We start from the raw sequence: 22,151 nt of genomic DNA, 5'->3' as shown, positions 1-22,151 counted from the left end.
CAGGTCAGGAACGGGCCGCGCGCAGGATGAGGCTGGTGACGGCGTCCGGGTGGGCCAGCATCGACGCGTGCGAACTGTGAATCGTCACGGTACGTCCCTTCGCGGCGCGCGCGGCCATGGCCTTGCCGGCGGCCGGCGGAATGGCCAGGTCGTCCAGCCCGACGAGGAACCAGGCCGGAATGGTCTTCCAGGCGGGCACGCCCGTCTTGCCGGCGAAGGCGGCGGTGGACAGTGGCCGCTGCTGGGTGGCCATCAGCCTGGTCTTGCTGAGCGGGGCGTCGGCCGCGAACAGCCGGGGGAACCAGGCCGGGTCGATGGTGGTGTCGACGTTCCCGCCGCTGCCGGGGTAGGGCCGCTTGACGAGGTGCGACTGGAGCAGCGAGTTGTCGGCGCCGTTCAGGGCGCCGGCCTCGCCGATCGTCTCGCCCTGCTCCGGGGCGTAGGCGGAGATGTAGACCAGGGACTTGACGTTCTTGTTGCCGGTGGCCGCGTTGGTGATCACCGCACCGCCGTACGAGTGGGCCACCAGCACGATCGGCCCGCTGATGGTCGACAGGAAGTCCTTCAGGTACGCGGTGTCCTCGTCGAGCCCGCGCAGCGGGTCGGCCGGCGCGATCACCTGGTACCCCTTGTCCAGCAGACGGCTGGTCACACCGTTCCAGCCGGAGGCGTCGGCCCAGGCCCCGTGCACCAGCACCACTGTCGGTTTGGCGTGCGTCTTCGCCGGCGGTGACGCGCTCGCCGGCATCACCGTGAGTACTGACGCGGCCAGCACGGCCGCGGCCGCCAGCGTGTGCCACCGGCGGAACTTCTTCAGAATCGACATGACCCCGACTGTGCCCGTGCCCTGAGCTGCTGCCATCGGTCGAATTACGGCGCGCGTTCCTTCTGTACGCCACGTCATACTCTCGGTGTGTCAGTACGCCTGCAGATCCTCGGCCCGATGCGCGTGTGGCGAGGCGACGTCGAGTTGGATGCCGGTCCCCGCCAGCAGGCCCTTCTCCTGGCTGTGCTTCTGGCCCGGGCCGGCCGGCCGGTCAGCACGAGTGAGCTGATCGACCTGATCTGGGGCGATGACGCTCCCGCCAGCGCGCTCAACGTCATCCACAAGTACGTCGGTGCCCTGCGCCGCTTGCTCGAGCCGGCCATCCCGGTCCGGGAAACCGGCTCCTACCTGCAACGCCGCGGCAACGGCTACCTGATCGCCGCCGTGCCCGGAATGGTGGATCTGGTCACCTTCCGCCAGCTCGTGGCGACGGCCAGGGCGGCCCTCGCGCAGGGCCGCCACGACGAGGCACTCGACGACTTCGCCGAGGCGCTCGGTTTGTGGCAGGGCCATGCCGGCGACGGGCTCGCGGCCGGGCAGCCGATCTTCGCGGCTCTCGACGAGGAGTTCCATGCCGCGTGTGCCGACGCGGCCACGGTCGCGGTATCGGTGCACCGCCCGCAACGGGTGCTGCCGGCCCTGCGGCTGGCCGCGTCGATGGCCCCCTTCCACGAGCCTGTCCAGGCCGGCCTCATCGCCGCTCTAGGGGCGGCCGGACTTCAGGCGGAGGCCCTGTCGGTGTTCCACACCGTCCGCGCCGGCCTCGCCGGCGAGCTCGGTGTCGATCCCGGCCCGTTGTTGCGGGCCGCCCATCTGGGAGTGCTCAAGCCCCCGCCGGACGCGCCACCCGATAGGGATATCGAGGCTCGAGCCGGGTTCGTCGGACGGGCCGAGGAACTCGCCGTCCTGCGGCACGTCGTCGACCTGTCGCTCGGCGGCCGCCCGGCGCTCGGCATCGTCGAGGGCGAGCCGGGCGTGGGCAAGACCCGGCTGCTCCGGGAGACCGCCGCGGAGGCGCGCGAGCGGGGAGCGCTCGTCGTCTGGGCGTCCTGCCTGGACGGTGCCGGGACACCGTCGATGTGGCCCTGGGAGCAGTCGCTTCCCCCGATCATCGAGAGCCTGCCCGCATCTCGGCGAAACGTTTGGCTGACCGGTGAACTGGGCGCCATCCTCGGACCGCGGGCCGCGCCGGCGGTGCCCGACCGCGGCGCCAAGTTCCGCCTGTTCGAGCAGGTCGTCACACTTGTCGGCGAGGCCGCGGCTCGACAGCCCCTGCTGCTGATCGCCGACGACCTGCAATGGGCCGACGACGCCTCCCTCCAGCTGTTCGGCCACCTGGCCGCCCGGATGCCCACCGGCACGGCGATGATCGGCGCGCTGCGCAACCGGGCGCCGGCCCCCGGCTCCGACCTGTCGCAGGTGCTGGCGGCCGCCGGCCGGCTCTCCGGCCACCACCGGATCCTGCTCGGGCCGCTCAGCGTGACCGAGGTGGGCGAGCTCATCCGGCACGAGACCGGCCGCGACCCCGGCGCCGACGTCGCCGGGCGCATCCATGCCCGCACCGCCGGCAACCCGTTCTTCGCCCGGGAACTGTCCCGGTTGCCCCCGGACGGGGTTCCGGCCACCGTGCGGGACGTCGTCCGCGGCCGGCTGGCCGATCTCGACGACGACTCCCACCATCTGCTGCGCGTCGCCGCGCTCATCGGCCGCGACGTGAACGTCGCCCTCCTGGCCGGAGCGGCCGGCGTCGACGTCGCCGGCTGCCTCGAGCACGCCGAGCCGTTGCAGGCGCTCGGCCTGCTGGAGAGCGCGCCGGCCGACCCGTTCTCGTTGCGCTTCCCCCACGACCTGGTCCGCGAGTCGGTCATCGAGACCATCGGCCGACAGCTGACCGCACGGCTGCACCTGCGCGTGGCGGACGCCCTCGAACACGCCCATCCGGCCGGCGAGGCCGAACGCCTCGCTCATCACCTGTGGTCGGCCGGCCCGCTCGCCGACCCGGCCCGCACCGGGGAGGCGCTGGCGCGGGCGGGCCGTCGCGCCGCGACCAGGCACGCGTACCGTGCCGCCGACCGGCACCTGCAATCGGCGGCCCGCATCGCCCGGACGGCCGGGCTGATGGAGCTGGAGCTGTCCGTGCTGTCGTTGCTCACGACGGTCGCCATGCGGTACGGCGAATACAGCGGATCGACGTTCGACCTGCTGGACCGGGCCGCGCACGTGGCCCGCGGGCTCGGCCGGGAGGCCGACGCGGCCGACTTCCTCTTCGCCCGCCTGGTCGGTGCCTACACCTCGATGGATCCCCGGCGCGGCGCATGGGCGCGCGAGCTGTACGAACAGGGCCTGGCGTCCGGTGACCCGGTCAGCCAGGCGTACGGCTGGGAGGCCTGGGGCTTGCACCACTGGGACACCGGCGACATCGACGAGGCCTACCGGTGCTTCAGCGGCCAGGGCCGCGCCGGTGCGGACGGCGTCGCCAAGCCGCCCCGGAATCCGGTGCGGCGTCATGTTCCGGAAGAGACCCCGTTCGACATCCCGCGCTTCGACTATTGGCCCGGCTGGCTGGCCCTGGCGACCGCTCTGCGCGGCGATCCGGAGGCCGCGCTGACATCGATCGATCGGGCGTTCGGGGCCGGGGAGGACCATTTCACGGTGTCGATGTGGGCCTACTACTACACGAAATCAGCCTCGATGGCCGGAAACACGGCAGCGGTGATGCACGCGGTCGAGCGATGGACGGCTTGCGGCGCCGCCGGCACGGCGGGCCCGCTGTTCCTCTATGTGAGGCTGGACTACCTCTGGGCGCGCGCCCTTGGAGGGGACGATCCGGCCGGCATCGCCGCGGAGGCCGAAGAACTCGTGGCCACGGCCCTGTCCGATCCGCCGCGCTTCGCCCTCCCGTACTACAACGGATTGGTCGCCGAGATGTGGCTGGCCGCCGACATGATCGACGAGGCGGCCACAGCCCTCGACCGCGCCGAGCGCGCCATGGACGAGCACGGCCAGCGCTACGCCGAGGGATTCGTCGCGCTGGTGAAAGCGCGCCTGTCGCACGCACGGGGCGAGCCCGCCGACGTCGTCCGCGCCGCCGCCGAACGGGCCCGCGCTCTGTCCACCGAGCGCGGCGCCCGTCTCTTCGCCCACCGCGCCGAGCAATTCCTGACCACCCTGGCCTAGCTCGGTTTCGCCGCTGTAGCCCTCTTGATCCTCACTGGATGATCGCCGGTTGCACGAGGGGCGACAAGGAGGCCCAGAGCAGTGCCGCGGCGTACGAGCGGAACGGCGACCATCTGACGCCGAATTCGCGGGCTTCCTCGACGCTGGGCACGGCGGGCTGTTCCCACGCTCGTTGTATGGCGTGGCGAATGCCCAGATCCCCCGCCGGCAGGACGTCGGGGCGGCGAAGCTGATGCAGCAGGAACATCTGCGCGGTCCACGGTCCCACGCCCCGGGCCGCGGTCAGCGCGGCGATCACCTCGTCATCGCCGAGGGCTTCGAGGTTCTCGACGTCGATGGCCCCGCTGATCTGCAAGCGGGCGACGTCGACCATCGCCGCCGACTTGGCACCGGAGAGACCCAGCGCGTGGAGCCGGTCCGGGCCGAGGTCATGGACGGCCTCGGCGGTCAGTGCCGGCCCGGCGGCGGCCGCCAGGCGGTCGAACAACACCACGGCCACGCTGGTGGAGATCTGCTGGCTCGTGATGTGCAACAGCAACGCGCCGAAGTTGGTCGCCGTGCGCCGTCCGCCGGCGGACCACTCGAACGGGTCGGGCCGGCCGTGGGTGCGGGCGATGCGGCGCAGAACCGGATCGGCCGCCAGCAAGGCGTCGTAAGGCGTTCCACTCATCGGTTGCTCCTCTGCTCCGGCCGGCGGCACTTCCCCGTCCTCCACGACCTTCGCCGATCGCAGTTGACGATGTGTGTACGGAAGAGCCGCCGGCCGGACTACCTAGCAGACGGCCGAGGCGTTGTTGTCGAAGTTGACGTACTCGAACTTGCTGTTCCGGTAGTTGAGCACCTCGACGTTGCGCAGGTTGGGCAGCTTGCCACCGCCCCAGACGCCGAGCTCGTAACCCGATTTGCGATACGGATCAGGGAACTCGGCCACGAAGACGGCCGAACCGGTGTTGTTGATGATCGACGAGGTCTGGTCCACCACCCGGGTTCCGCTGCTGAAGTAGTTGTCGCCGAGGTCCTTGTCGCACCCGCCCGAGACACGGAAGATTCCGCCGGTGTAGTTCTCCTTCTCGAACAGGCAGAGCTGGCCCGGCTTGCAGTCGCTGGCGCTGGCCGCCTGCGCGCTCGTGGGCACCGCCAGCGTCAACCCCGCCAGCGCGACGCCGAACGCCGCGAAGGAAGCCCCGGCTCGTTTTGCGATTCGCACAACAAATCCTTTCTGCGGTTCTTGGATCGTTTGCGCGAAAAACGTAGCGAGATGCTCTTTATAGGCACTTTATCGGTTCGCCGTCGAGCAGCATGCGCAGCCTGGTGAGCGCCTTGGCCAGGAGGCGGGACACGTGCATCTGCGAGATGCCGAGCTGCTCGGCGATCTCGGCCTGGGTGCGGTTGCCGTAGAACCGCATCGCCAGAAGCCGCTGCTCGCGTTCGGCCAGACTGGCCAGGGCCGGCCCCAGCGCGATCCGCAGCTCGGCCAGCTCGAAGCCGTGATCCTCGGCGCCGATCGTGTCGCCGAGCTCCAGTGAGCGGTCGTCACCGGCCGGGGTCGACAGGCTGATGCTGCTGTACGCCCGTGCGCCCTCCAGCCCTTCCAGGACGTCCTCCTCGCTCACGCCCAGATGCGCGGCGATGTCGGCCACTGTCGGCGGCCGCCCGAGAACGTGGGTCAGCGTGCCGTTGGCGGCACTGATCGCGATCCGCAGCTCCTGGAGCCGGCGGGGAACCCGGATGGCCCAGGACCGGTCCCGGAAATGGCGTTTGATCTCGCCCAGGATGGTGGGGATGGCGAACGCGGCGAAGTCGGCGCCGTGCGTGATGTCGTACCGGTCGACGGACTTGATCAGGCCGACCATCGCGACCTGCACGAGGTCGTCGGTGGGTTCGCCACGGCCGATGTAGCGACGCGAGAGGTGCTGGGCGAGCGGAAGCCAGGCCTCGATGGCCCTCTGGCGTAGTCGCTCGCGCGACGGGTCGCCGGCCGGGGCCGTCGCGAAAGCGGCGATCAGCGCACCGGCTTTCTCGCGGTCGACGTCGAGGTTGGTGCGGTGGGCCGAGACAGCCGAAACCTTCATCAGGTTCTCCTGCGAACAAGCGGTCCCCGCCGCCGTCGCCCAACCTATCCTTTCGGACGACCGAACGCCAACCGAAAGTACGAACTAGCGCGGCTGAGGGGCGTCGGCGGCGATCGCCGCCATCTGCTGGCGATACCACACGGCCGGGATGTCGCCGGCCAGGAAGGCCGCCTCGACGAGCCGTTGCCGCCGTTCGCCCTCGGTCGCGTCGGGTTCCGGCGCCGGGGCGCTCGCGGCCGGCGGCCGGCCGGCCAGCTGGCGAAGGACCACACCGGCGAGCCCGAGTGACAGCAGAACGGCCGCGATCGTGAGAACCATGAAAACAGTCATGATTCCTCCCCTCGCGCCGATCGGTGCCCCGATCCGGTTCGCCGTACTCACGCCCAGCGTGCCAATTTCGGCCACGAGCTCTGGCCGGCCTCAGGTCAGCACGCCGGTGAGATGTCCGGTCCAGCCGTCGAGGGTGCGCCCCGGATCCCCGCCGAGCACATCGGCCAGCAGGGTCGCGTACACATCGCGGAAGTCCACCGTGTACTTCAGGTCGCCGTCGTCGAGGTCGGTGAGGCTGGGCGGCTCGCCGTGCAGGCCGCCGTGGACCCCGTCGCCGAGCAGCAGGACGTCCGAGGCGGTGCCGTGGTCGGTGCCGTCGGAGGCGTTGGCGTGGACCCGGCGGCCGAACTCGGAGTAGACCGCGACCACGACACCCTGACCGGCCATCCGCTTCGTGAAGGCGGCGAGGGGCTTGTCGAGCCGGGACAGCTGCGCCTGCTGCGCGTCCTTGCCATCGGCGTGCAGGTCGAAGCCGCCCATCGACACGGAATAGACCCGTGTCGCCGCGCCGGCCTCGATGGACCGGGCGACCAGCGCCAGCTGCTGGTCCAGCGGCGGCGCGGCGCCGCCGGTGGCCGTGGCCGCCGGTTCCCCCTCGTCGCTGTCCTGTTCGGGCGCGCCCTCACGGATCTGCTTCATCAGGTCCTGGACGCGCATCAGATCGGCGAAGCAGGTGGCGGCCCGGGCCTGAGCCGGTGACTCGCCGGACGAGGGGGCGCCGAGCTCGGCGACCACGGCCGGGTCCACGCCGCCCGGCAGGGACAGCACGCCACCGGGCACCGTCGCGCCGGCCGAGGTGGCGCCGGCCAGCAGCGGGGGCAGCACCGGCTCGAAGGACACGGCCAGCCGTGGGTCGCCGCCCGCCGTGTCCAGCCAGCGGCCGAGCCAGCCGGTCGTGCCGGGACGGTCGGGCTGCGCGCTCTGCCAGATGTCCATCGACTGGAAGTGGCTGCGGTTGGGCTTCGGGTAGCCGACGCCGCGTACCACCGCAAGCCGCCCGTCGCGGTAAAGCTGGTGCAGACCGCCCAGGCCGGGGTTGAGCGCGAAGCCATCGTCCAACGTCAAAAGGGCTTCCGGCTCGTACGTCATGCCGGGTCGGGCCGCCGCGTAGGCCGGATCGCCGTACGGGATGACAGTGTTGAGCCCGTCGTTGCCACCGTACAGCGTGATCAGGACGAGGGTCCCGGCCCCCGGATCGCGGTCGCCGGCAGTGGCGAGGATCTCGCGCAGCCCGAAGGCGGTGCCCCCCGCGGCCAGGGCGGCGCCGCCGGTGACACCGCTGGCGACCAGGAACCGGCGCCGGGTGATGCTGTCCATGTCCGTACTCTCCTGACGCTCAGTGGACGGCGTACTCGGGACTGGCCAGCCCCAGCGCGAGCAGCCGGCGCGGATCCTTGACGCCGCTCAGCGCGGTCCGGGTACGGTCGGTCCAGGCCTCGACGACCAGCAGCGAGGCCAGCGCGTCGACGCGATCGGCGCCGGTGAGGCGATCCGCCGCGGCCGGGGCCAGCGCGGCGAGCTGCTGACCGGCCCTGAGCCGGGCCATGGCCGACGATGTGGTGAGCCACGCCGTGCCCGCCGGCCAGCCGCCCACCGACGGCGGCGACAGCGGCACCTGCCCCAGCGCCCGCAAGGTGCCCACCAGGCGCTGCTGCTGGGCGGTCTCCAGCTCACCGATGCGCAGGCCGAGCTGGCGTGTCGCGCCGATCAGCCACTCGACCGGCTGTTTGACGAGTGTGCCGGCGGTGGCCGCGAACTCCGGGGCCCGGCACATCGCCTCGATCAGCGCTGTCGTGTTGCGCCCGGCGGCCACGACCGAGGGCGGCACGGGCGCGGTGTCCGAGGCGTAGCGGGACCAGAGCCGCCCGGCCAGGAACGGCACATGCGCCGGATCGCGGATCAGGGCATCGGCGTACGAGTCGAGGTCGAACCTTCCGGTCCGGCCGAGCAGGGTGACGGGCCGGTCGTCGTGCCGCTTCGCCGCCAGGCGCGCGGCGCCGGTGGCCCGGTCGACCTGCCAGCCGGTCAGCACCCGGGCCGCGGCCTTCACGTCCGCCTCGGCATACGCGCCCAGGCCGAGCGTGAACAGCTCCATGACTTCCCGGGCGAGGTTCTCGTTGGGGGCCTTGCGGGTGTTCTTCTGCCCGTCCAGCCAGATGATCAGGGCGGGATCGCGCAGCATCGCCCGGACCAGCGGCCCGGTGTCCCCGGCGCCGTATCGCCGCAGGGTCGCCTGCTGGCCCAGCATCAGGTGGGCCGAGCGCACCTTGCGGACGCTGGTGGCCCAGTGCCCGTGCCAGAAGAACGTCAGCTTCTCGGCCGCGCCGCCGTCGGCGAGCCGCCCCAGCCACCAGCGGACCGCTGTGGCGACCTGATCGCGCTGCTGCTTGCGGGCCTCCTGCCGTTGCTCACGGGTGGCGCCGGCGGCGAGTTCCGCCACCGGGTCGGCGCCCAGGCCGACGGCGGTCACCGCGGCGGCCGGGCGCAGCAGCGACGCCAGCGTGGCGTCGAAGCCGGCCCGCGCCGCGGCGTCCACTTCGGCCGCCGTGGGGCCGAACGTCAGCCGGCGGAGCAGATGCGACATCTGACGACGGTCGTTCATGGCGCCGACGCTAGGCAGCCGTTGTAAGCGTCCGGTAAAGACGCGATCTGGCTTTTGTCAGGGCCGCCGGGTCCTCCTGTCCCCCACCCGAGCTACACCTGACTGTCCGCTCAGCGGTGACGTTTTCCGGCCGGACGATCCGTAGGTTTTCGCCCAGCCGTGGTCACCGGCCGCGGGCGTCGCGAAAGGATTGTCATGAAGTTCCTCCTCCAGCTCGTCGCGATCGTCGTCGTCTCGGCCGTCGCCGGGCAGGCGGTCGCTCTCGCCGGCGACAACGTGTGGCTGTCGCTGGCCGCCGGCGTGGCCGGCGCCGTGCTGGCCACGCTCGTCTACGCCTGGGTCGTCCGCCGCACCGAGAAGCGTGAGGTGACCGAGCTGTCGGGGCCGGCCGCCGCCTCCGGACTGGCCCGGGGGACGCTGCTGGGTCTCCTCCTGTTCTCGGCGGTCATCGGCAACATCGCCGTCAACGGCGGATATCGGGTGCACGGCCTCAGCGACGATCCCGCCGACGCGATCGGGCTGATCGGGTTCATGGCGGCCGCCGCCGTGACCGAGGAACTGCTCTATCGCGGGGTGCTGTTCCGGCACGTCGAGAAACTGACCGGCACGTGGCTCGCGCTCGCCCTGTCGGCCGTGGTCTTCGGCGCCGCGCACCTGCTGAACGACAACGCCACCCTGTGGGGCGCGCTCTGCGTCGCGGTCGCCGGCGGCGGCATGCTCACCTCGGCGTACATCGCCACGCGCAGCCTGTGGCTGCCGATGGGCCTGCACTTCGGGTGGAACTACGCGCAGTCGGCGATCTTCAGCTCCGAGGTCTCCGGCAACGGCGCGAACCAGGGCCTCCTGGACGCCGAGCCGACCGGCAACGCCTGGATCAGCGGCGGGCGGTTCGGGCCCGAGGCGAGTCTGTCCACGCTGATCGCCGGCGTGCTGGTGACCGCGGTGTTCCTCTGGCTGGCGCACCGCCGGGATCGTCTGGTGCCGATGCGGCGCCGCACTTCTACACTCGCCCGGTGATCAGCCTGCCGAAGGACGTCGCGCTCCGGGACCTGCCCTTCGCGGTGGTGCTCACCGGCGTCGCCCTGATACCGGCCTGGCATCAGCACGGCACCCGGCTCGCCGACCTGGTGCCGGAGCGGCCGTTCGGCCTGCTGGGCGTGCTGGTGGTGATGGTCGAGTGCCTGCCGCTGGCGCTGCGCCGTAAGTGGCCCGCGGCCGCGCTGGCGCTGGTGGGCGCCGGGTTCGCCTTCGACCAGTTGCTGGGCTATCACACGCTGGGCGGTACCGCCCTGGCGGTCGCCCTGGTCAGCGCGGGCGCGTACGTGGACCGCAACCGGCGGGTCACGATGGTCGCGGCGTCGGCCGCGTTCGTCGTGCTGATGGTCGCGCTCGGCCGGGCCGGGAGCGTCGGCGCCGCCGACGTCGCGCTGTTCTACCTGGCCTTGGCGGCGATGTGGGGCGTCGGGTCGGTGCTGCGGCTGAACCGGCTCGCCGAGGGGGAACGCCGCCGTCACGCCGAAGAGGCGGCGCGCGCGACCGAGCGGACCCGGATCGCCCGGGAACTGCACGACGTGGTGACCCATCACGTGACCGCGATGGTGGTGCAGGCCGAGGCGGCGCGCTATCTGACCGCGGCGCCGGATCGCCTGGACGAGGCGCTGGGCGCGGTCAGCGACACCGGGCGGCGGGCCATCACCGACCTGCGGCATCTGCTCGACGTCCTCAATCCCGGGCACGGCGGCGAGTTGCGGGCGCTGGTGGAGCAGATCCGGCGGGCCGGGCAGCCGGTGGAGCTGGTCGAGGACGGTGAACCTGGCGGCGCCGAGGCCACGATCTACCGGGTGGCGCAGGAGGCGCTGACGAACGCCCTGAAGTACGACCACGGGGCACGGACCACGGTCTCGGTCCGCTACGGCGCCGCGGAGGTGGACGTGCGGGTCAGCACGGACGGCTCGGGAAGCGGGACGACGGCGCCCGGCGGCGGCGGGCGCGGGCTCACCGGTCTGCGCGACCGGGTCGGCACTCTGGGCGGAGACTTCGAGGCCGGGCCGCGGCCGGAGGGCGGATTCGTGGTGACGGCCCGGATCCCGGTCGGGGCCACGTCGTGATCCGGGTTCTCGTCTGCGACGACCAGCCGCTGATCCGGACCGGCTTCGCCACCATCATCGACGCCCAGCCCGACCTCGAGGTGGTCGGCGAGTGCGGCGACGGCCACGCGGCGGTCGAGCTCGCGCACCGGCTCCATCCGGACGTGGTGGTGATGGACGTACGGATGCCCGGCCTCGACGGCATCGAGGCCACCGGCCGGCTGGCCGGCGCGGGAGTCGACCGTCCGGTGAAGGTCCTGGTCGTGACCACCTTCAACATCGACGAATACGTCTATCGGGCGCTGCGCGCCGGCGCCAGCGGCTTCCTGCTCAAGGACGCCCCGCCGGCGCACCTGCTGCACGGCATCCGCACGGTCGCGGCCGGCGCCGCGCTGCTCGCCCCGGAAGTGACGCGCCAGCTCGTCGGCCGCTACGCCGCGCGGATCCGCCCGGCCGGCGACCACGCGCCCGGCGACGTACCGCTGAGCGCCCGCGAGCTGGAGGTGCTGCGCCTGCTGGCGAACGGCCTGTCCAACAGCGAGATCGCGGCCACGATGGTAATCAGCCATGAGACCGTCAAGACGTACGTCTCCCGCATCCTCACCAAACTCGGCCTGCGCGACCGCGTCCAGGCCGTCGTCTACGCCTACCGCCGGGGCCTGGTGACATAAACATATGGCGGCCGTGGAATGGCGGGCACGGAATCGGCATCGAACAGTAGGACAGCGCCGATTCACTGTGCAGGAAGGGACTTCTCCCATGCGCGTTCTCCCACTGACGATGGCCGCACTTCAGGTCGTGATCCTGGCCGGCTGTGACGACAAGCCCGAGAGCGTCGCGGGTGACGCCGGGCCCGCCGGTTCGCCGGCGGCCGTTATCGCCCCGTCGACAGTCACGACCTCAGCGCCCACCAGCGCAGCGACAACGGTGCGGACCTCCGTACCGGCGACCACTACCACTACCACTACCACCAAGGCTGTGAGCGGTATCCGGGCGACCGACTGGCCGAACGTGACGCTGGCCGATCTCTCGCGGTACGGGGATGTCACGTTCAAGAACGGCAAGGGTGCGACGGGCGGGGCCGACAACTGCACCATGCTGCCCGGGGGCGCTCGCCCGTTCTACGCCGAATATCTGGCCGAGGAGCCGGCCGACAGCCCGGTCACCGAGGACGCTCTCATCCTCGTCGGCTGTGGCAGTGACATGCAGCAGCAGGCGCTGGTTCCGGTCAAGCTCGGCTACGACCAGAAAACGCGGCAGACCATGGGCTTCATCAAGGCCGACCCGCCGGCCGGCCCGGACAAGCCGATGACGTTCACGTCCTACCGGGTGGAGGGCGAAACCATCGTGACGACGGTGAAGAAGACCGATGGCGGTACGGAGACCCGGCGCTACCGCTACAACGGCGGAATCAACTGGGAGCGATACTAGTCAAGCCGTACACCCCGCAGGATCTCCTCGCTGTGGTCGACGTCGTCGGTCTGCCGGATCTGCACGTAGAGGCCGACGTCGCCGGCGGCCGGGGTGATCAGCGCCTCGGTGAACGAGATGCCGCCGCCGCAGCCGGTCCAGCGCCGCACGACGGCCGACGCGGCGGTCAGGCGTGGCTCCGGATCGGGCGCCGGGACGCAGGCCGAGTGGTCGGGCAGGGCCGGCGTGCCGCCGCGCAACGCCGTGCTGATGCCGGCGAACACGCCGGGCACCGGGCTTCGCGGATCCGACCAGGAGGTCAGGTCCGCGCCGACGGTCAGGCCGGGCTCGCGGCCGGCGCGGAGGCCGACCGACCCCGGGTTCCAGCCGGTGTCGCGGACCTGTCCGGCCCACGACGCCGGCACCCACACCGACAGCGTGCCGGACGCGTCCGCGACCCGGGTCCACTCCGGCCCGTCGGCGCGGGCGGCGTCCCAGGCCGTGCCGGCGAACACGGCCAGCGCCGAAAGGACGACGGCGGCGGTCAGGCTGCGGGCGATCGACCGGCGGGCGGGCTTGGCCGTACGGGCGGCCTCCACCGCCTCGGCGAAGGCCGCCGCCGACGGCCACCGCCGTCCCGGCGCCGGGGCGAGCGCGCGCATCACGACGGCGTCGACGGCGGCCGGTATGCCGGGGCGCAGCTTCGACGGCCGGACCAGGTCGCCGTCGAGCGGCGGATGCCCGGTGAGCATGTGATAGGCCAGGGCGCCGAGCGAGTAGACGTCGGCCCGCTCGTCCAGGCCACCACCGATCCGGGCCTGTTCCGGCGCCATGTAGCCGGGCGAACCGGCCACGATGGTGAAACCGGATCCCTGCGCGAGCGCCTTGGCCAGCCCGAGATCGGCCACGAGCACGCGGTCGCCGTCGAACAGCACGTTGGACGGCTTGAGGTCGCGGTGCAGGACGCCGAGTTCGTGCAGGACGGTCACCCCGCGGGCGATCTCGGCCGACACGCGCAGCGCCTCGCCGACCGGCATCGGCCCGGTCTCGAGCTTCTCGGCCAGGGTGCCGCCGGGGGCGTACGTCATGACGAGGTAGGGACGCCCGTCGGCCAGTTCACCGACGTCGAGCACACGGACCACGCGCTCCGACTCGGCGCGGCGCATGATGCGCGCCTCCTCGGTGAAGCGGGCCCGGACGTCGAGCTGATGGGTCCAGTTGTCGGCCAGCACCTTGACCGCGACCGAGCTGCTCAGTTCCTCATCATGCGCGAGCCAGACCGTGGCGAACGCGCCGGATCCGAGGCGGCGATCGACGCGATATCGACCAATCAGCTCGGGCACCGGCACGGCCGTACTATAAGGCCATGGCGCCCGACATCGAGACCCTCGCGATGAGGGCGGCCGGCGGTGACGGGCCCGCGCTGGACGCGTTGCTGACGCGGATCGGCCCCGACACGCTGAGGCAGTGCGGACGGTTCCTGCCGTGCCGTCAGGACGCCGAGGAGGCGTGCCAGGACGCGCTGCTCCAGGTGGCCCGCAAGATCACGACTTTCGAGGGCCATTCGACATTCAAGACCTGGTTGTACGTCGTGGTGGCGAACTGCGCGAGGCAGACGTACCGCTCCCTCAAGCGCCGCGCGGCGGAACAGCCGGCGGCCACGCTGCCGATCGACCGCCCCGATCCACGGACGACGAGCGTGATCGCGGGCTCCCGCCTCGACCTGCTGGACGCGCTGGAGCGCCTGGAGGCCGACCGCCCGTCCCTGGCCACGACGTTGGTGCTGCGCGACCTGTGCGACCTGGACTACGACGAGATAGCCGAGCAGCTGGGAATCACCGTCGGCGCGGCCCGCTCCCAGGTCCATCGGGCCCGCCAGCACGTACGCCAGTCCCTGAACGCCGGCGCCGACCGGTCGCTCACGGGCGGGTAGGGTCGTCGGCCGCGGGCTCCAGGAAGGGTTTCAGCATCTTCCACTCGGCGGCGGCCGCGCCCTCGTGCCGGCCGAACCGGTGCTCCACCCATCGGCCGCGCCAGAAGCCGCGTACCGTCGCTCGTTCCGGGCCGTGATATTCCATGGTGCTCATGGTGTAGCCGCGGAACGGGTCGCCGGCCTCGGCCAGAGCCCGCCACGCGCCTTCCGGATCCGGGTGCGTGCCCTGCGGCGGCGGGCCGGCCAGCCACCAGTGACGCACCGTCTGGTCGCGGTCGTACTGCACGTCCATGACCAGCATCGTGTGCTGGTTGCCGTCAGCCGCGACCGGCGCGAGATCCGCGACCGGCCACCGCCGTCCGCCGAACGTCGGCTCCGCGCGCAACGTGCGCAGAACGAACTCGTAGCTCTGGAGCGGGTCCGAGCCGTCGGAGAGCAGAACGACGCAGATCAAACCGAAGCTGCGCCCGAGCATCGGGGCCTGTTCGGTGGACAGGCCGTTCGCCGCGGCGGCCAGCAGCGCCGCGTCCTCCGGCGAGGCGGCGCGCAGCAGGTAGGCGGTCAACCGGCCCGGCCGGCCGGTCGGCCGCGGGCCGGCGCGCACGCAACTGCACTGGGCGAGGCCGAGCAGCGCCCCGCCCAACGCCTCGTCCGGTCGGGCGAAGACGGCCTCGTGCAGCTGCTCGGGCCAGTCGTCCTTGACCGTGATGGTCTCCACCCGGTAGCCCTTGAACTCGGCCAGCTCGGCGAGTTCGAGCGCACGCTCGGCCTCGTCGGCCGTGCAGGGACGATCGGCGTGCAGATCACGCAGGAGTCGCCGGTGGCCGTCCAGTTCGACGATCCGATAGTGAGGGTCCGCGGCATCGATGACGCTCTGGACCAGCGCCGTGGTGGACTCGATGTCGGCGCGGGGCATGCCTGGCCGGTCGGCGTCGACAAGCGCGAGGGCGTCCAGGGCGCCGGCGAGACGCGGTGCGTTGTCGACCAGGCGCCGGCGGCAGTACGTGAGCAGCACACCGATCTCGGCCGGCGACAGCGCCGCCCGCACGGCCTCCCGCTCGACGGGATCGGCGATTTCGCGGAATCCGGTCAGGAATTCGCTGACCGCCTCGTCCTGCTCCGGAGCCGGGGTGAGTTTCCAGAGTGTGTCAGCGCCAGGCGGATAGCGAACGGGTAGGAGCTCCACGAGGCCTACGCTACCGACTGCTGGTGGGTCGCCAGCACGACGTGGCGCGCTCGCCGCAGCTGCTCGCCGGGCTCGATGCCGAAATCCTCGGCGAGCCGCCGGCGGATCGTCTCGAACTGCCGCAGAGCGCCGGCGAGATCGCCCGCGGAGGCGAGCGCGAGGATGAGACGGGCGTGCAGGCCCTCGTGGTGAAGTTCGGCGATGGCGGTCTCCTGGAGGTGCCGGATGGCGGTCTCCGGCCGGCCGGCGCCGGTGGCCGCGTCGGCGTACGCGAGGACCGCTGACACTCGCACCCGGGCCAGTTCAGTCGTGGCCGGATGATGCCGGAGCCGCTCATGGGCGTCGGCCACCACCGGGCCTCGCCAGCCGGTGAGCGCTTCGCTCCACAGTTCGACCGCCTCGTGACCGGCGCCGGTCGCTCGTGCCGCCAGCCGGGTGAACCGGCCCGCGTCGACGGCGTCGTCATCGATCTCCAGCCGATAGCCACCGGGAAGCCGGCGCAGGGCCGCGTCCGGCTCGGCGATCCGGCGCAGGCGTCCCGCCATGGTCTGCACCTGGCTCGAACAGCTCTTCGGCGGCCGGTCTCCCCAGAGCACGTCGACGACCTCGTCCTGCGACACGAACGCGTTGCGCCGGAGGGCGAGCAGACCCAGCAGGGTCCGCTGCGCCGGCGGGCCGGGCGGCATGGCGATGCCGAGCCGGCTCGCGGTGATCGGACCGAGCACGCCGATCCGTAGCCCGCGCTCCACGACGATCGCATCGAGCTGGCGTCGCTCCAGCTCGGACAGGCCCAGGGCGGAGGCGAGCCGGTCGAGCGACGCCGGCCGCGGCTGCCGGACACGGCCGCTCTCGATGTCCCGGACGGCGCGGACGCTGATGCCACTGCGCTCCGCGAGTTCGTCCTGCGTCAAGCCCGCACGTCCGCGCAACCGGCGCAGGGTGGATCCACTCATGACGGCTCCCGTGTCGTCTCGCACCCCGTGTGCGGCACCGGACTATCAAAGTTACCTGAGAGTATGCCGGGCAATCTGCCGGTCGTCGATCCGTCGACGCGGCCTTCCGATCATTGCCGCAGGTAGACGCCGTACGCCGTACGACCCGGCTCCACGTATCGATGCCGAAGGATTCCGTCGGCGCCCTGTCCTACTGTGCGCGCGGCGACATATCTGGAGGCGATACGGTGATAAGACGTTGGGGGTCGGCCGCGCTGGCGGCGGTCTCGGTGGCCGCGCTGCTGACGGCGGGCCCGGCCGTGCCGGCCTGGGCCGGGCCGGGCGAGATCGTGAACGCGGGAGCAGCGGGCACCCTGCCCGGGAGATACATAGTCGACCTGGCCGCGTCGGTACCTGGCGCGCAGGTCACCAAGAAGGCCGAGAGCCTGGTCGACGACCACGGCGGAGACCTCGGATTCGTCTACGAGTCGGTGCTCCGCGGATTCTCGGTCACCGCGACCGAGGAGCAGGCGCGGGCGATCGCCGGCGACCCGGCGGTGGAATCGGTCGCGCAGCAGGTCCGGTTCGAGCGCACCGAGACGCAGCAGGACGCGCCGTGGCACCTCGACCGGCTCGACGAACGGACATGGAACGCCACGGCGGGCACCGGAGACACCAAGTTCCACCATGGATTGTCCGACGTGCCGATCTATGTCGTCGACACCGGCGTGAACGTCGCGCACAGCGACTTCGGCGGCCGCGCGGTCAACTGGGCCAACGTCTCGGGCGCGGCCGCGGGCGACTGCGACGGGCACGGCACCGCCGTCGCCGGTGCCGCCGGCGGCACCCGCTGGGGCGTTTCGAAGCGCTCGCCGCTCCGCTCGGTCAAGGTCGCCGACTGCGGCCAGGACATCGACGAGGATCGCCTTCTGGCCGGCCTCGACAAGATCGGGCAGCTGGCCGAGCCGAACACACCGGCCGTGGTGAACGTCAGCATCGGCGGTGAGTACTCGAGCAAGCTCGAGGAGGCCGTCACCCGCCTGACCCGCGCCGGCTTTGTGGTGATCACCGCGGCCGGCAACGACAACGGCGACTCGTGCCGGACGTCCCCGTCCAATCTGAGCCGGACGAACCTGGGCGTCATCACCGTGGGTGGCACCAACAAGTTCGACCGGAAACACGACACCTCGAACGCCGGCGCCTGCGTCACCATGTACGCGCCCGGCACGGACATCGAGGTTCCGGACACCGCCCAGGGCACCCGGAAGGCCAGCGGAACCTCCCTCGCGGCTCCGCAGGTGGCCGGCGCCGCGGCTCTGCTCCTGGCGAGGAATCCCTCCCTCAGCCCGGCTCAGGTGCGCGCCGCGCTGCTCGGGGACGCGCTCCCGATCACTCCGGCGATCGACCCGGCCAACCCGTCGACGTCCGTCCTGCTGCACGTTCCCGGCCCGGACCGGCCCGGCCTGCCGTCCAGCTCGAACCTGACCGATCTCTTCCACGCCTACGGCGATCAGGGCGGGCACTGGACCGGTGGCGACGAGACCATGTCGGCCGATCTCGGCAACGGCCAGGTGGCGTGGTTCTTCGGCGACACCGTGCTGGGCAAGGTGAACGCCGACCGGAGCCGGCCGTCCGGGCAACCGATGATCAACAACTCGGTGGTCATCCAGGAGGGCACCACTCTCACCAAGACTCTGCACGGCGGCACGGCCGCCCTCCCCGAGGCGTACGTGGGAGCTCACACCAAGACCGAGCCGAACGAGCTCGGATGGTGGCCGGGCGAAAGCCGGCGCAACGGCAACACCCTGGAGGTCTTCTACACGCACGTGAAGCGTGGCGCGGACGGCGGTGCCCTGTCGTACGTGACGGCGGGCCGGTCGATCGCCCGGTTCGCGCTGCCCAGCATGGCGCTCCAGGAACTCGTCCCCCTGACCCTGGACAAGAACTACAAGGTCGGCTGGGGCGCGGCCCTGGTCGACGGCACCGACGGCAAGACCTACATCTACGGCACGAACCGGGTCGGTGAGGTCGACAGCCTGTACGTGGCCCGGGCGCCGCAGGGTTCGCTGGCGAACACCTCGACCTGGCAGTATCTGACCGCCGACCAGTCGGCCGGCGGGCAGTGGTCGTCCACCGAGACCAGCGCCGCACCGATCATGACCGGCATCGGTGCCGGGTTCAGCGTCAAGCGTCTCGCCGGGGACAAGCCTCGGTACGCCCTCGTGACGATGGACACCAGCGAGGTGTTCAGCAACGAGGTCGTCGCGTACTTCGCGAAGGACCCGGCCGGCCCGTTCACCCACCAGACCTCGCTGTACTCGGCTCCCGAGCCCGCGGCCAGCAAGGGCGCCTGGGTCTACAACGCGCGGCTGCACCCGGAGCAGACGCCCAGTTCGAGCGACACGATGGTGTTGTCGTACAACGTCAACAGCTTCACACCGGGAGCCTGCGACGCCGACGTGCACCTCTGCCGCCCCCGCTTCGTCTCGGTGAAGCTACAGCCGCCCGTCGACGGCGGCCTGCTGCCGAACGCGCCGCAGAACGTCGTCGCCACGCCGGAGCGGGTGCTCGCCAGCAAGCCCGGCGACACCAAGGTGACCGTCAGCTGGGAGCCGAATCCGTCCGCCGCCACAGGGTTGAAGTACTGGGTCTACCAGCGCAACAACCTCGACAAGAGCAGTCAGTTCACCCGCGCGCACCAGGCGGTGACCGGGCGGAGCGTCCAAATCGACGTCTCCCGCAACGGCAACTACGAGTTCCGGATCTCCGCAGAGAATTCGGCCGGCGAGGGACCGCAGTCACTACCCGCTCGCAGCCAGGTGCTGATCAGCAAGCCGACGGCGGCGCCCACCAACCTGACCGGTACCACCGGCGACGACCTCACGGCGAGCCTGAGCTGGGGCGCCGTCTCGGCGGCCGGCTTCGTCTCCTACAACGTCTACTCGCGCAACGTGACAGCCGGCGAGACCGAGTTCACGCCGAACGGCACCGCCCTCGTCCAGGGCACCACCGCCGAGGTGAACGACCTCGTGGCCGAGAACGTCTACGAGTTCCGGGTGACGGCCAAGAACGCCTCCGGGGAGGGCCCGGCGTCCAACACCCTCCAGTTGACCGCCAAGGCCGGCGCGCCTCCCACGCCCAGCAACCTGACCGCGACGCAGAACCCCGACGGCACCATCGGACTGTCCTGGAAGCCGTCGTCGCCGGACGCCTGGTATTGGGTCTGGACGAAGGACATCACCGACGACACCGACCTCACCACCGGCTTCACCCAGCCGGTGTATCCGGTGAGCAGCGGCACGTCGTTCACGGCCGGCTATCTGACCGCGGGCAACAAGTACGCCTTCTACGTGACCGCGATCGGTAAGCACGGCACGGACAGCCCACGCTCCAACATCGCGCAGGCGGTCGCTCGCATCGCGCCGCCACCCGCGCCGGGAAACCTGAGTGCCGCGCCGAACGACGACGGAACGATCCGGCTGAGCTGGAACTCCTCGGGCCCGGACATCTGGTACTGGGTCTACACCCGCAACGTCTCCGACGGCGAGAGCACCTTCACCAAGTCGAAATACCCGATCAGTGACGGCACCACGTTCACGGCCGGATATCTGAGCAACGGCGACAACTACGAGTTCTACGTGACGGCGATCGGCCTGGGCGAGACCGAGAGCGCCGCGTCGAACAAGGTGCAGGCGAAATCGGTGATAGCCCCGCCGCCGGCGCCGACAAAGCTGACCGCGAGCTCGAACGACGACGGCACCATCTCGTTGTCGTGGAAGTCCTCGGGCCCGGACATCTGGTACTGGGTGTGGTCGAAGGAATCCACCGCGAGCACGTACACCCGGTCGACCTATCCGGTGAGCAGCGGCACGACGTTCACGGCGGGATATCTGACGGTCGGCAAGTCGTACGACTTCTACGTCACCGCGATCGGCATGCACGACACGGTGAGCGCTCCGTCGAACGTGGCCCGGGCCAAGTCGTACGTGCCGCCACCGGCCGCGCCGAAGGGCCTGAAAGCCAAGCCGGGCAACGGCGAGGCCTATCTCTCCTGGAAGCCGGTCGGCGACGGCATCTGGTACTACGTCTACAGCCGCAACGTCACCCGGAACGGGGCCTTCACCCGGTCGCAGTACCCGATCAGCAACGGCACGTCCTTCACCGCCGGCTACCTGATCAACGGCGAGACGTACGAGTTCTACGTGACCGCGATCGGCGATTTCGGCGCCGAGAGCGAGCCCTCGGAAACCGTGCAGGCGGAACCCAACATGCCGCCCCCGCCGCCGCCGGCGAAGCTGACAGCGAAGCCGCAGAACGACGGCACCATCGACCTGACCTGGGAAAATCAGGGCGCCGGAGTCGGCTATTGGGTCTACACCAAGGACATCACCGACGACCCCGGCACGAGCGGTGGATTCACGAGGTCCAAATACCCGATCATGAGCGGCGGCGCTTTCACCGCCGGATATCTGACGAACAAGCACGAGTACGCCTTCTACGTCGTCGCCTTCAACGACGGCGGCCTCAGCGGCCGGTCCGACATCGTGAAGGCCACCTCGTACATTCCGCCGCCGCCGGCGCCGACCGTGACGGCGAAGTCGAACAAGGACGGCACCATCACGCTGAACTGGAACAAGGTGGGCTCCGACCTCTGGTACTGGGTCTACATCAGGGACAACGGCACCCTGGAGTGGAAGAGGATCAAGTACCCGATCTCGAACGGCACCTCGTTCACGGCCGGCTACCTGTCGATCGGAACGGCGTACGCCTTCAAGGTCACCGCCATCGGACCGGGCGGTGAGGGCCCCGCGTCCAGCGTGGTAACGGCCGTGTCCCGAGTTCCGGCGCCGACGAACCTCACCGCCAAGTACCACGACAACGACAGCATCATGCTCGAATGGGATTCGGTGAACCCGGACGCCATGTTCTGGGTTTACGTCCGTGACACCAGGACGAGCTCCTGGACGCGGCAGGGACTGCCGGTCAGCGGACGCACCTGGCAGATCGTCTCCCCTCTCAAGCTGGGCGTCACCTACGAGTTCTTCGTCAAGCAGGCGGCGAACGGCGGCGAGACCCTTGCCTCGAACACGGCGAGGCAGATCGTCATGGCGCCGTCGGACAGCGCCTGCGCCACGGTCACCAGCAGCTGGATGTGGGACCCGCTGGAGGATCCCCGGAAGGGCGACTTCGCGGCGATCCAGCGTCGCGACATAAAAGGCACGGCGTGCGGCTACCGCAACGGCAGCACGATCAGGTTCGACATGTCGTGGGACTCGAAGGGCAACAAGTTGCTCGAAGGATCCCTGAGATATCAGCTTCTCGACTGCGTGACCGGGGAGATGGAGCAGTTCGAGGCGATGTACTACCAGAGCCCGCCCATTTTCACCCAGGACAGGCGCACCTACACCTACACGATCAACCAGGCGCATCAGCACCGGGTGGCGGTCATGGGCGGCGGAAAGCTCAACGTCAAATACGGTCTGGGAACGTTTGTCGGCCACTTCGGCAACGCTCCGGATCCTCTGCACCTGTTCAACATCGAACCGTTCCAGGCGTACAGCGACTGCTTCTGAGCCGTCGCATTGATCCCGCGCGG

General features: G+C 70.8%; 17 protein-coding genes. 7 read left to right on the top strand and 10 right to left on the bottom strand.

What is annotated here, in order from left to right; genetic code table 11:
• Positions 1-4: 4 nt before the first annotated feature.
• The gene (locus ACFY36_RS00940; RefSeq protein ID WP_499743804.1) at positions 5-826 is read right to left on the bottom strand and encodes an alpha/beta fold hydrolase; all 822 of its coding nucleotides are present in this window, start codon (positions 824-826) and stop codon (positions 5-7) included.
• A gap of 87 nt (positions 827-913) precedes the next feature.
• Here ACFY36_RS00940 and ACFY36_RS00935 point away from each other — a divergent pair, with 87 nt between their 5' ends.
• On the top strand, positions 914-4,003 hold the full coding sequence (locus ACFY36_RS00935) for an ATP-binding protein (RefSeq protein WP_499743803.1): 3,090 nt from the start codon (positions 914-916) through the stop codon (positions 4,001-4,003).
• Between the two features lie 31 nt (positions 4,004-4,034).
• Here ACFY36_RS00935 and ACFY36_RS00930 read toward each other — a convergent pair whose 3' ends face one another.
• The 6 genes from ACFY36_RS00930 to ACFY36_RS00905 form a co-directional block, all read right to left on the bottom strand.
• Positions 4,035-4,673 carry a DNA-3-methyladenine glycosylase family protein gene (locus ACFY36_RS00930; protein ID WP_499743802.1) on the bottom strand — a complete coding sequence of 213 codons (639 nt, stop codon included), beginning with the start codon at positions 4,671-4,673 and terminating at the stop codon, positions 4,035-4,037.
• 102 nt (positions 4,674-4,775) lie between these two features.
• Positions 4,776-5,210, bottom strand: a complete 435-nt coding sequence (locus ACFY36_RS00925) for a peptidase inhibitor family I36 protein (RefSeq protein ID WP_499743801.1) — start codon at positions 5,208-5,210, stop codon at positions 4,776-4,778.
• Positions 5,211-5,268: 58 nt separating this feature from the next.
• Positions 5,269-6,075 carry a SigB/SigF/SigG family RNA polymerase sigma factor gene (locus tag ACFY36_RS00920; protein WP_499743800.1) on the bottom strand — a complete coding sequence of 269 codons (807 nt, stop codon included), beginning with the start codon at positions 6,073-6,075 and terminating at the stop codon, positions 5,269-5,271.
• An 84-nt stretch (positions 6,076-6,159) separates the two neighbouring features.
• Complete coding sequence (locus tag ACFY36_RS00915) at positions 6,160-6,405, bottom strand: hypothetical protein (RefSeq protein ID WP_499743799.1); 246 nt, start codon at positions 6,403-6,405, stop codon at positions 6,160-6,162.
• 90 nt (positions 6,406-6,495) lie between these two features.
• Positions 6,496-7,722, bottom strand: a complete 1,227-nt coding sequence (locus tag ACFY36_RS00910) for a DUF1501 domain-containing protein (RefSeq protein WP_499743798.1) — start codon at positions 7,720-7,722, stop codon at positions 6,496-6,498.
• Positions 7,723-7,741: 19 nt separating this feature from the next.
• Positions 7,742-9,007, bottom strand: coding sequence for a DUF1800 domain-containing protein (locus ACFY36_RS00905; RefSeq protein ID WP_499743797.1), 1,266 nt, complete (start codon positions 9,005-9,007; stop codon positions 7,742-7,744).
• A 195-nt stretch (positions 9,008-9,202) separates the two neighbouring features.
• Between ACFY36_RS00905 and ACFY36_RS00900 the strand changes: the two genes are divergently transcribed.
• The 4 genes from ACFY36_RS00900 (at position 9,203) to ACFY36_RS00885 (ending at position 12,525) form a co-directional block, all read left to right on the top strand.
• Entirely contained in the window at positions 9,203-10,024 is an 822-nt protein-coding gene (locus ACFY36_RS00900; RefSeq protein WP_499743796.1) for a CPBP family intramembrane glutamic endopeptidase, read from the top strand.
• On the top strand, positions 10,021-11,115 hold the full coding sequence (locus tag ACFY36_RS00895; protein WP_499743795.1) for a sensor histidine kinase: 1,095 nt from the start codon (positions 10,021-10,023) through the stop codon (positions 11,113-11,115). Before ACFY36_RS00900 ends, ACFY36_RS00895 begins: the two co-directional genes overlap by 4 nt.
• On the top strand, positions 11,112-11,765 hold the full coding sequence (locus tag ACFY36_RS00890; protein ID WP_499743794.1) for a response regulator: 654 nt from the start codon (positions 11,112-11,114) through the stop codon (positions 11,763-11,765). Before ACFY36_RS00895 ends, ACFY36_RS00890 begins: the two co-directional genes overlap by 4 nt.
• 88 nt (positions 11,766-11,853) lie before the next feature.
• Entirely contained in the window at positions 11,854-12,525 is a 672-nt protein-coding gene (locus ACFY36_RS00885) for a hypothetical protein (RefSeq protein WP_499743793.1), read from the top strand.
• Here ACFY36_RS00885 and ACFY36_RS00880 read toward each other — a convergent pair.
• Entirely contained in the window at positions 12,522-13,853 is a 1,332-nt protein-coding gene (locus tag ACFY36_RS00880) for a serine/threonine-protein kinase (RefSeq protein ID WP_499743792.1), read from the bottom strand. The two genes, ACFY36_RS00885 and ACFY36_RS00880, sit on opposite strands and share 4 nt — an antisense overlap.
• A 17-nt stretch (positions 13,854-13,870) precedes the next feature.
• Between ACFY36_RS00880 and ACFY36_RS00875 the strand changes: the two genes are divergently transcribed.
• Complete coding sequence (locus ACFY36_RS00875) at positions 13,871-14,437, top strand: RNA polymerase sigma factor (protein ID WP_499743791.1); 567 nt, start codon at positions 13,871-13,873, stop codon at positions 14,435-14,437.
• Here the strand turns inward: ACFY36_RS00875 and ACFY36_RS00870 are convergent.
• Positions 14,424-15,623: a hypothetical protein gene (locus tag ACFY36_RS00870; RefSeq protein WP_499743790.1), complete on the bottom strand. Its 1,200-nt coding sequence runs from the start codon at positions 15,621-15,623 to the stop codon at positions 14,424-14,426. The genes ACFY36_RS00875 and ACFY36_RS00870 overlap by 14 nt on opposite strands.
• 5 nt (positions 15,624-15,628) lie before the next feature.
• Positions 15,629-16,576, bottom strand: coding sequence for a BTAD domain-containing putative transcriptional regulator (locus tag ACFY36_RS00865; RefSeq protein ID WP_499743789.1), 948 nt, complete (start codon positions 16,574-16,576; stop codon positions 15,629-15,631).
• A gap of 227 nt (positions 16,577-16,803) precedes the next feature.
• Between ACFY36_RS00865 and ACFY36_RS00860 the strand changes: the two genes are divergently transcribed.
• A complete protein-coding gene (locus tag ACFY36_RS00860; RefSeq protein WP_499743788.1) occupies positions 16,804-22,128 on the top strand; it encodes a DUF5005 domain-containing protein in 5,325 nt (1,774 codons plus the stop codon).
• The last annotated feature ends 23 nt before the right edge of the window (positions 22,129-22,151 follow it).

This window comes from Actinoplanes sp. NPDC000266 (assembly GCF_042899005.1).
GTDB lineage: Bacteria > Actinomycetota > Actinomycetes > Mycobacteriales > Micromonosporaceae > Actinoplanes.
The sequence above is the reverse complement of the archived record's forward strand: the minus strand, read 5'-3'. Positions and strand labels throughout refer to the sequence as shown.

Bases quoted from the DNA above. Each gene is read 5' to 3' on its own strand.
- ACFY36_RS00905 (WP_499743797.1), bottom strand. From the start codon at position 9,007: ATGAACGACCGTCGTCAGATGTCGCATCTGCTCCGCCGGCTGACGTTC.
- ACFY36_RS00900 (WP_499743796.1), top strand. From the start codon at position 9,203: ATGAAGTTCCTCCTCCAGCTCGTCGCGATCGTCGTCGTCTCGGCCGTC.
- ACFY36_RS00865 (WP_499743789.1), bottom strand. From the start codon at position 16,576: ATGAGTGGATCCACCCTGCGCCGGTTGCGCGGACGTGCGGGCTTGACG.
- ACFY36_RS00920 (WP_499743800.1), bottom strand. From the start codon at position 6,075: ATGAAGGTTTCGGCTGTCTCGGCCCACCGCACCAACCTCGACGTCGAC.
- ACFY36_RS00930 (WP_499743802.1), bottom strand. From the start codon at position 4,673: ATGAGTGGAACGCCTTACGACGCCTTGCTGGCGGCCGATCCGGTTCTG.
- ACFY36_RS00885 (WP_499743793.1), top strand. From the start codon at position 11,854: ATGCGCGTTCTCCCACTGACGATGGCCGCACTTCAGGTCGTGATCCTG.
- ACFY36_RS00875 (WP_499743791.1), top strand. From the start codon at position 13,871: ATGGCGCCCGACATCGAGACCCTCGCGATGAGGGCGGCCGGCGGTGAC.
- ACFY36_RS00910 (WP_499743798.1), bottom strand. From the start codon at position 7,722: ATGGACAGCATCACCCGGCGCCGGTTCCTGGTCGCCAGCGGTGTCACC.
- ACFY36_RS00915 (WP_499743799.1), bottom strand. From the start codon at position 6,405: ATGACTGTTTTCATGGTTCTCACGATCGCGGCCGTTCTGCTGTCACTC.
- ACFY36_RS00940 (WP_499743804.1), bottom strand. From the start codon at position 826: ATGTCGATTCTGAAGAAGTTCCGCCGGTGGCACACGCTGGCGGCCGCG.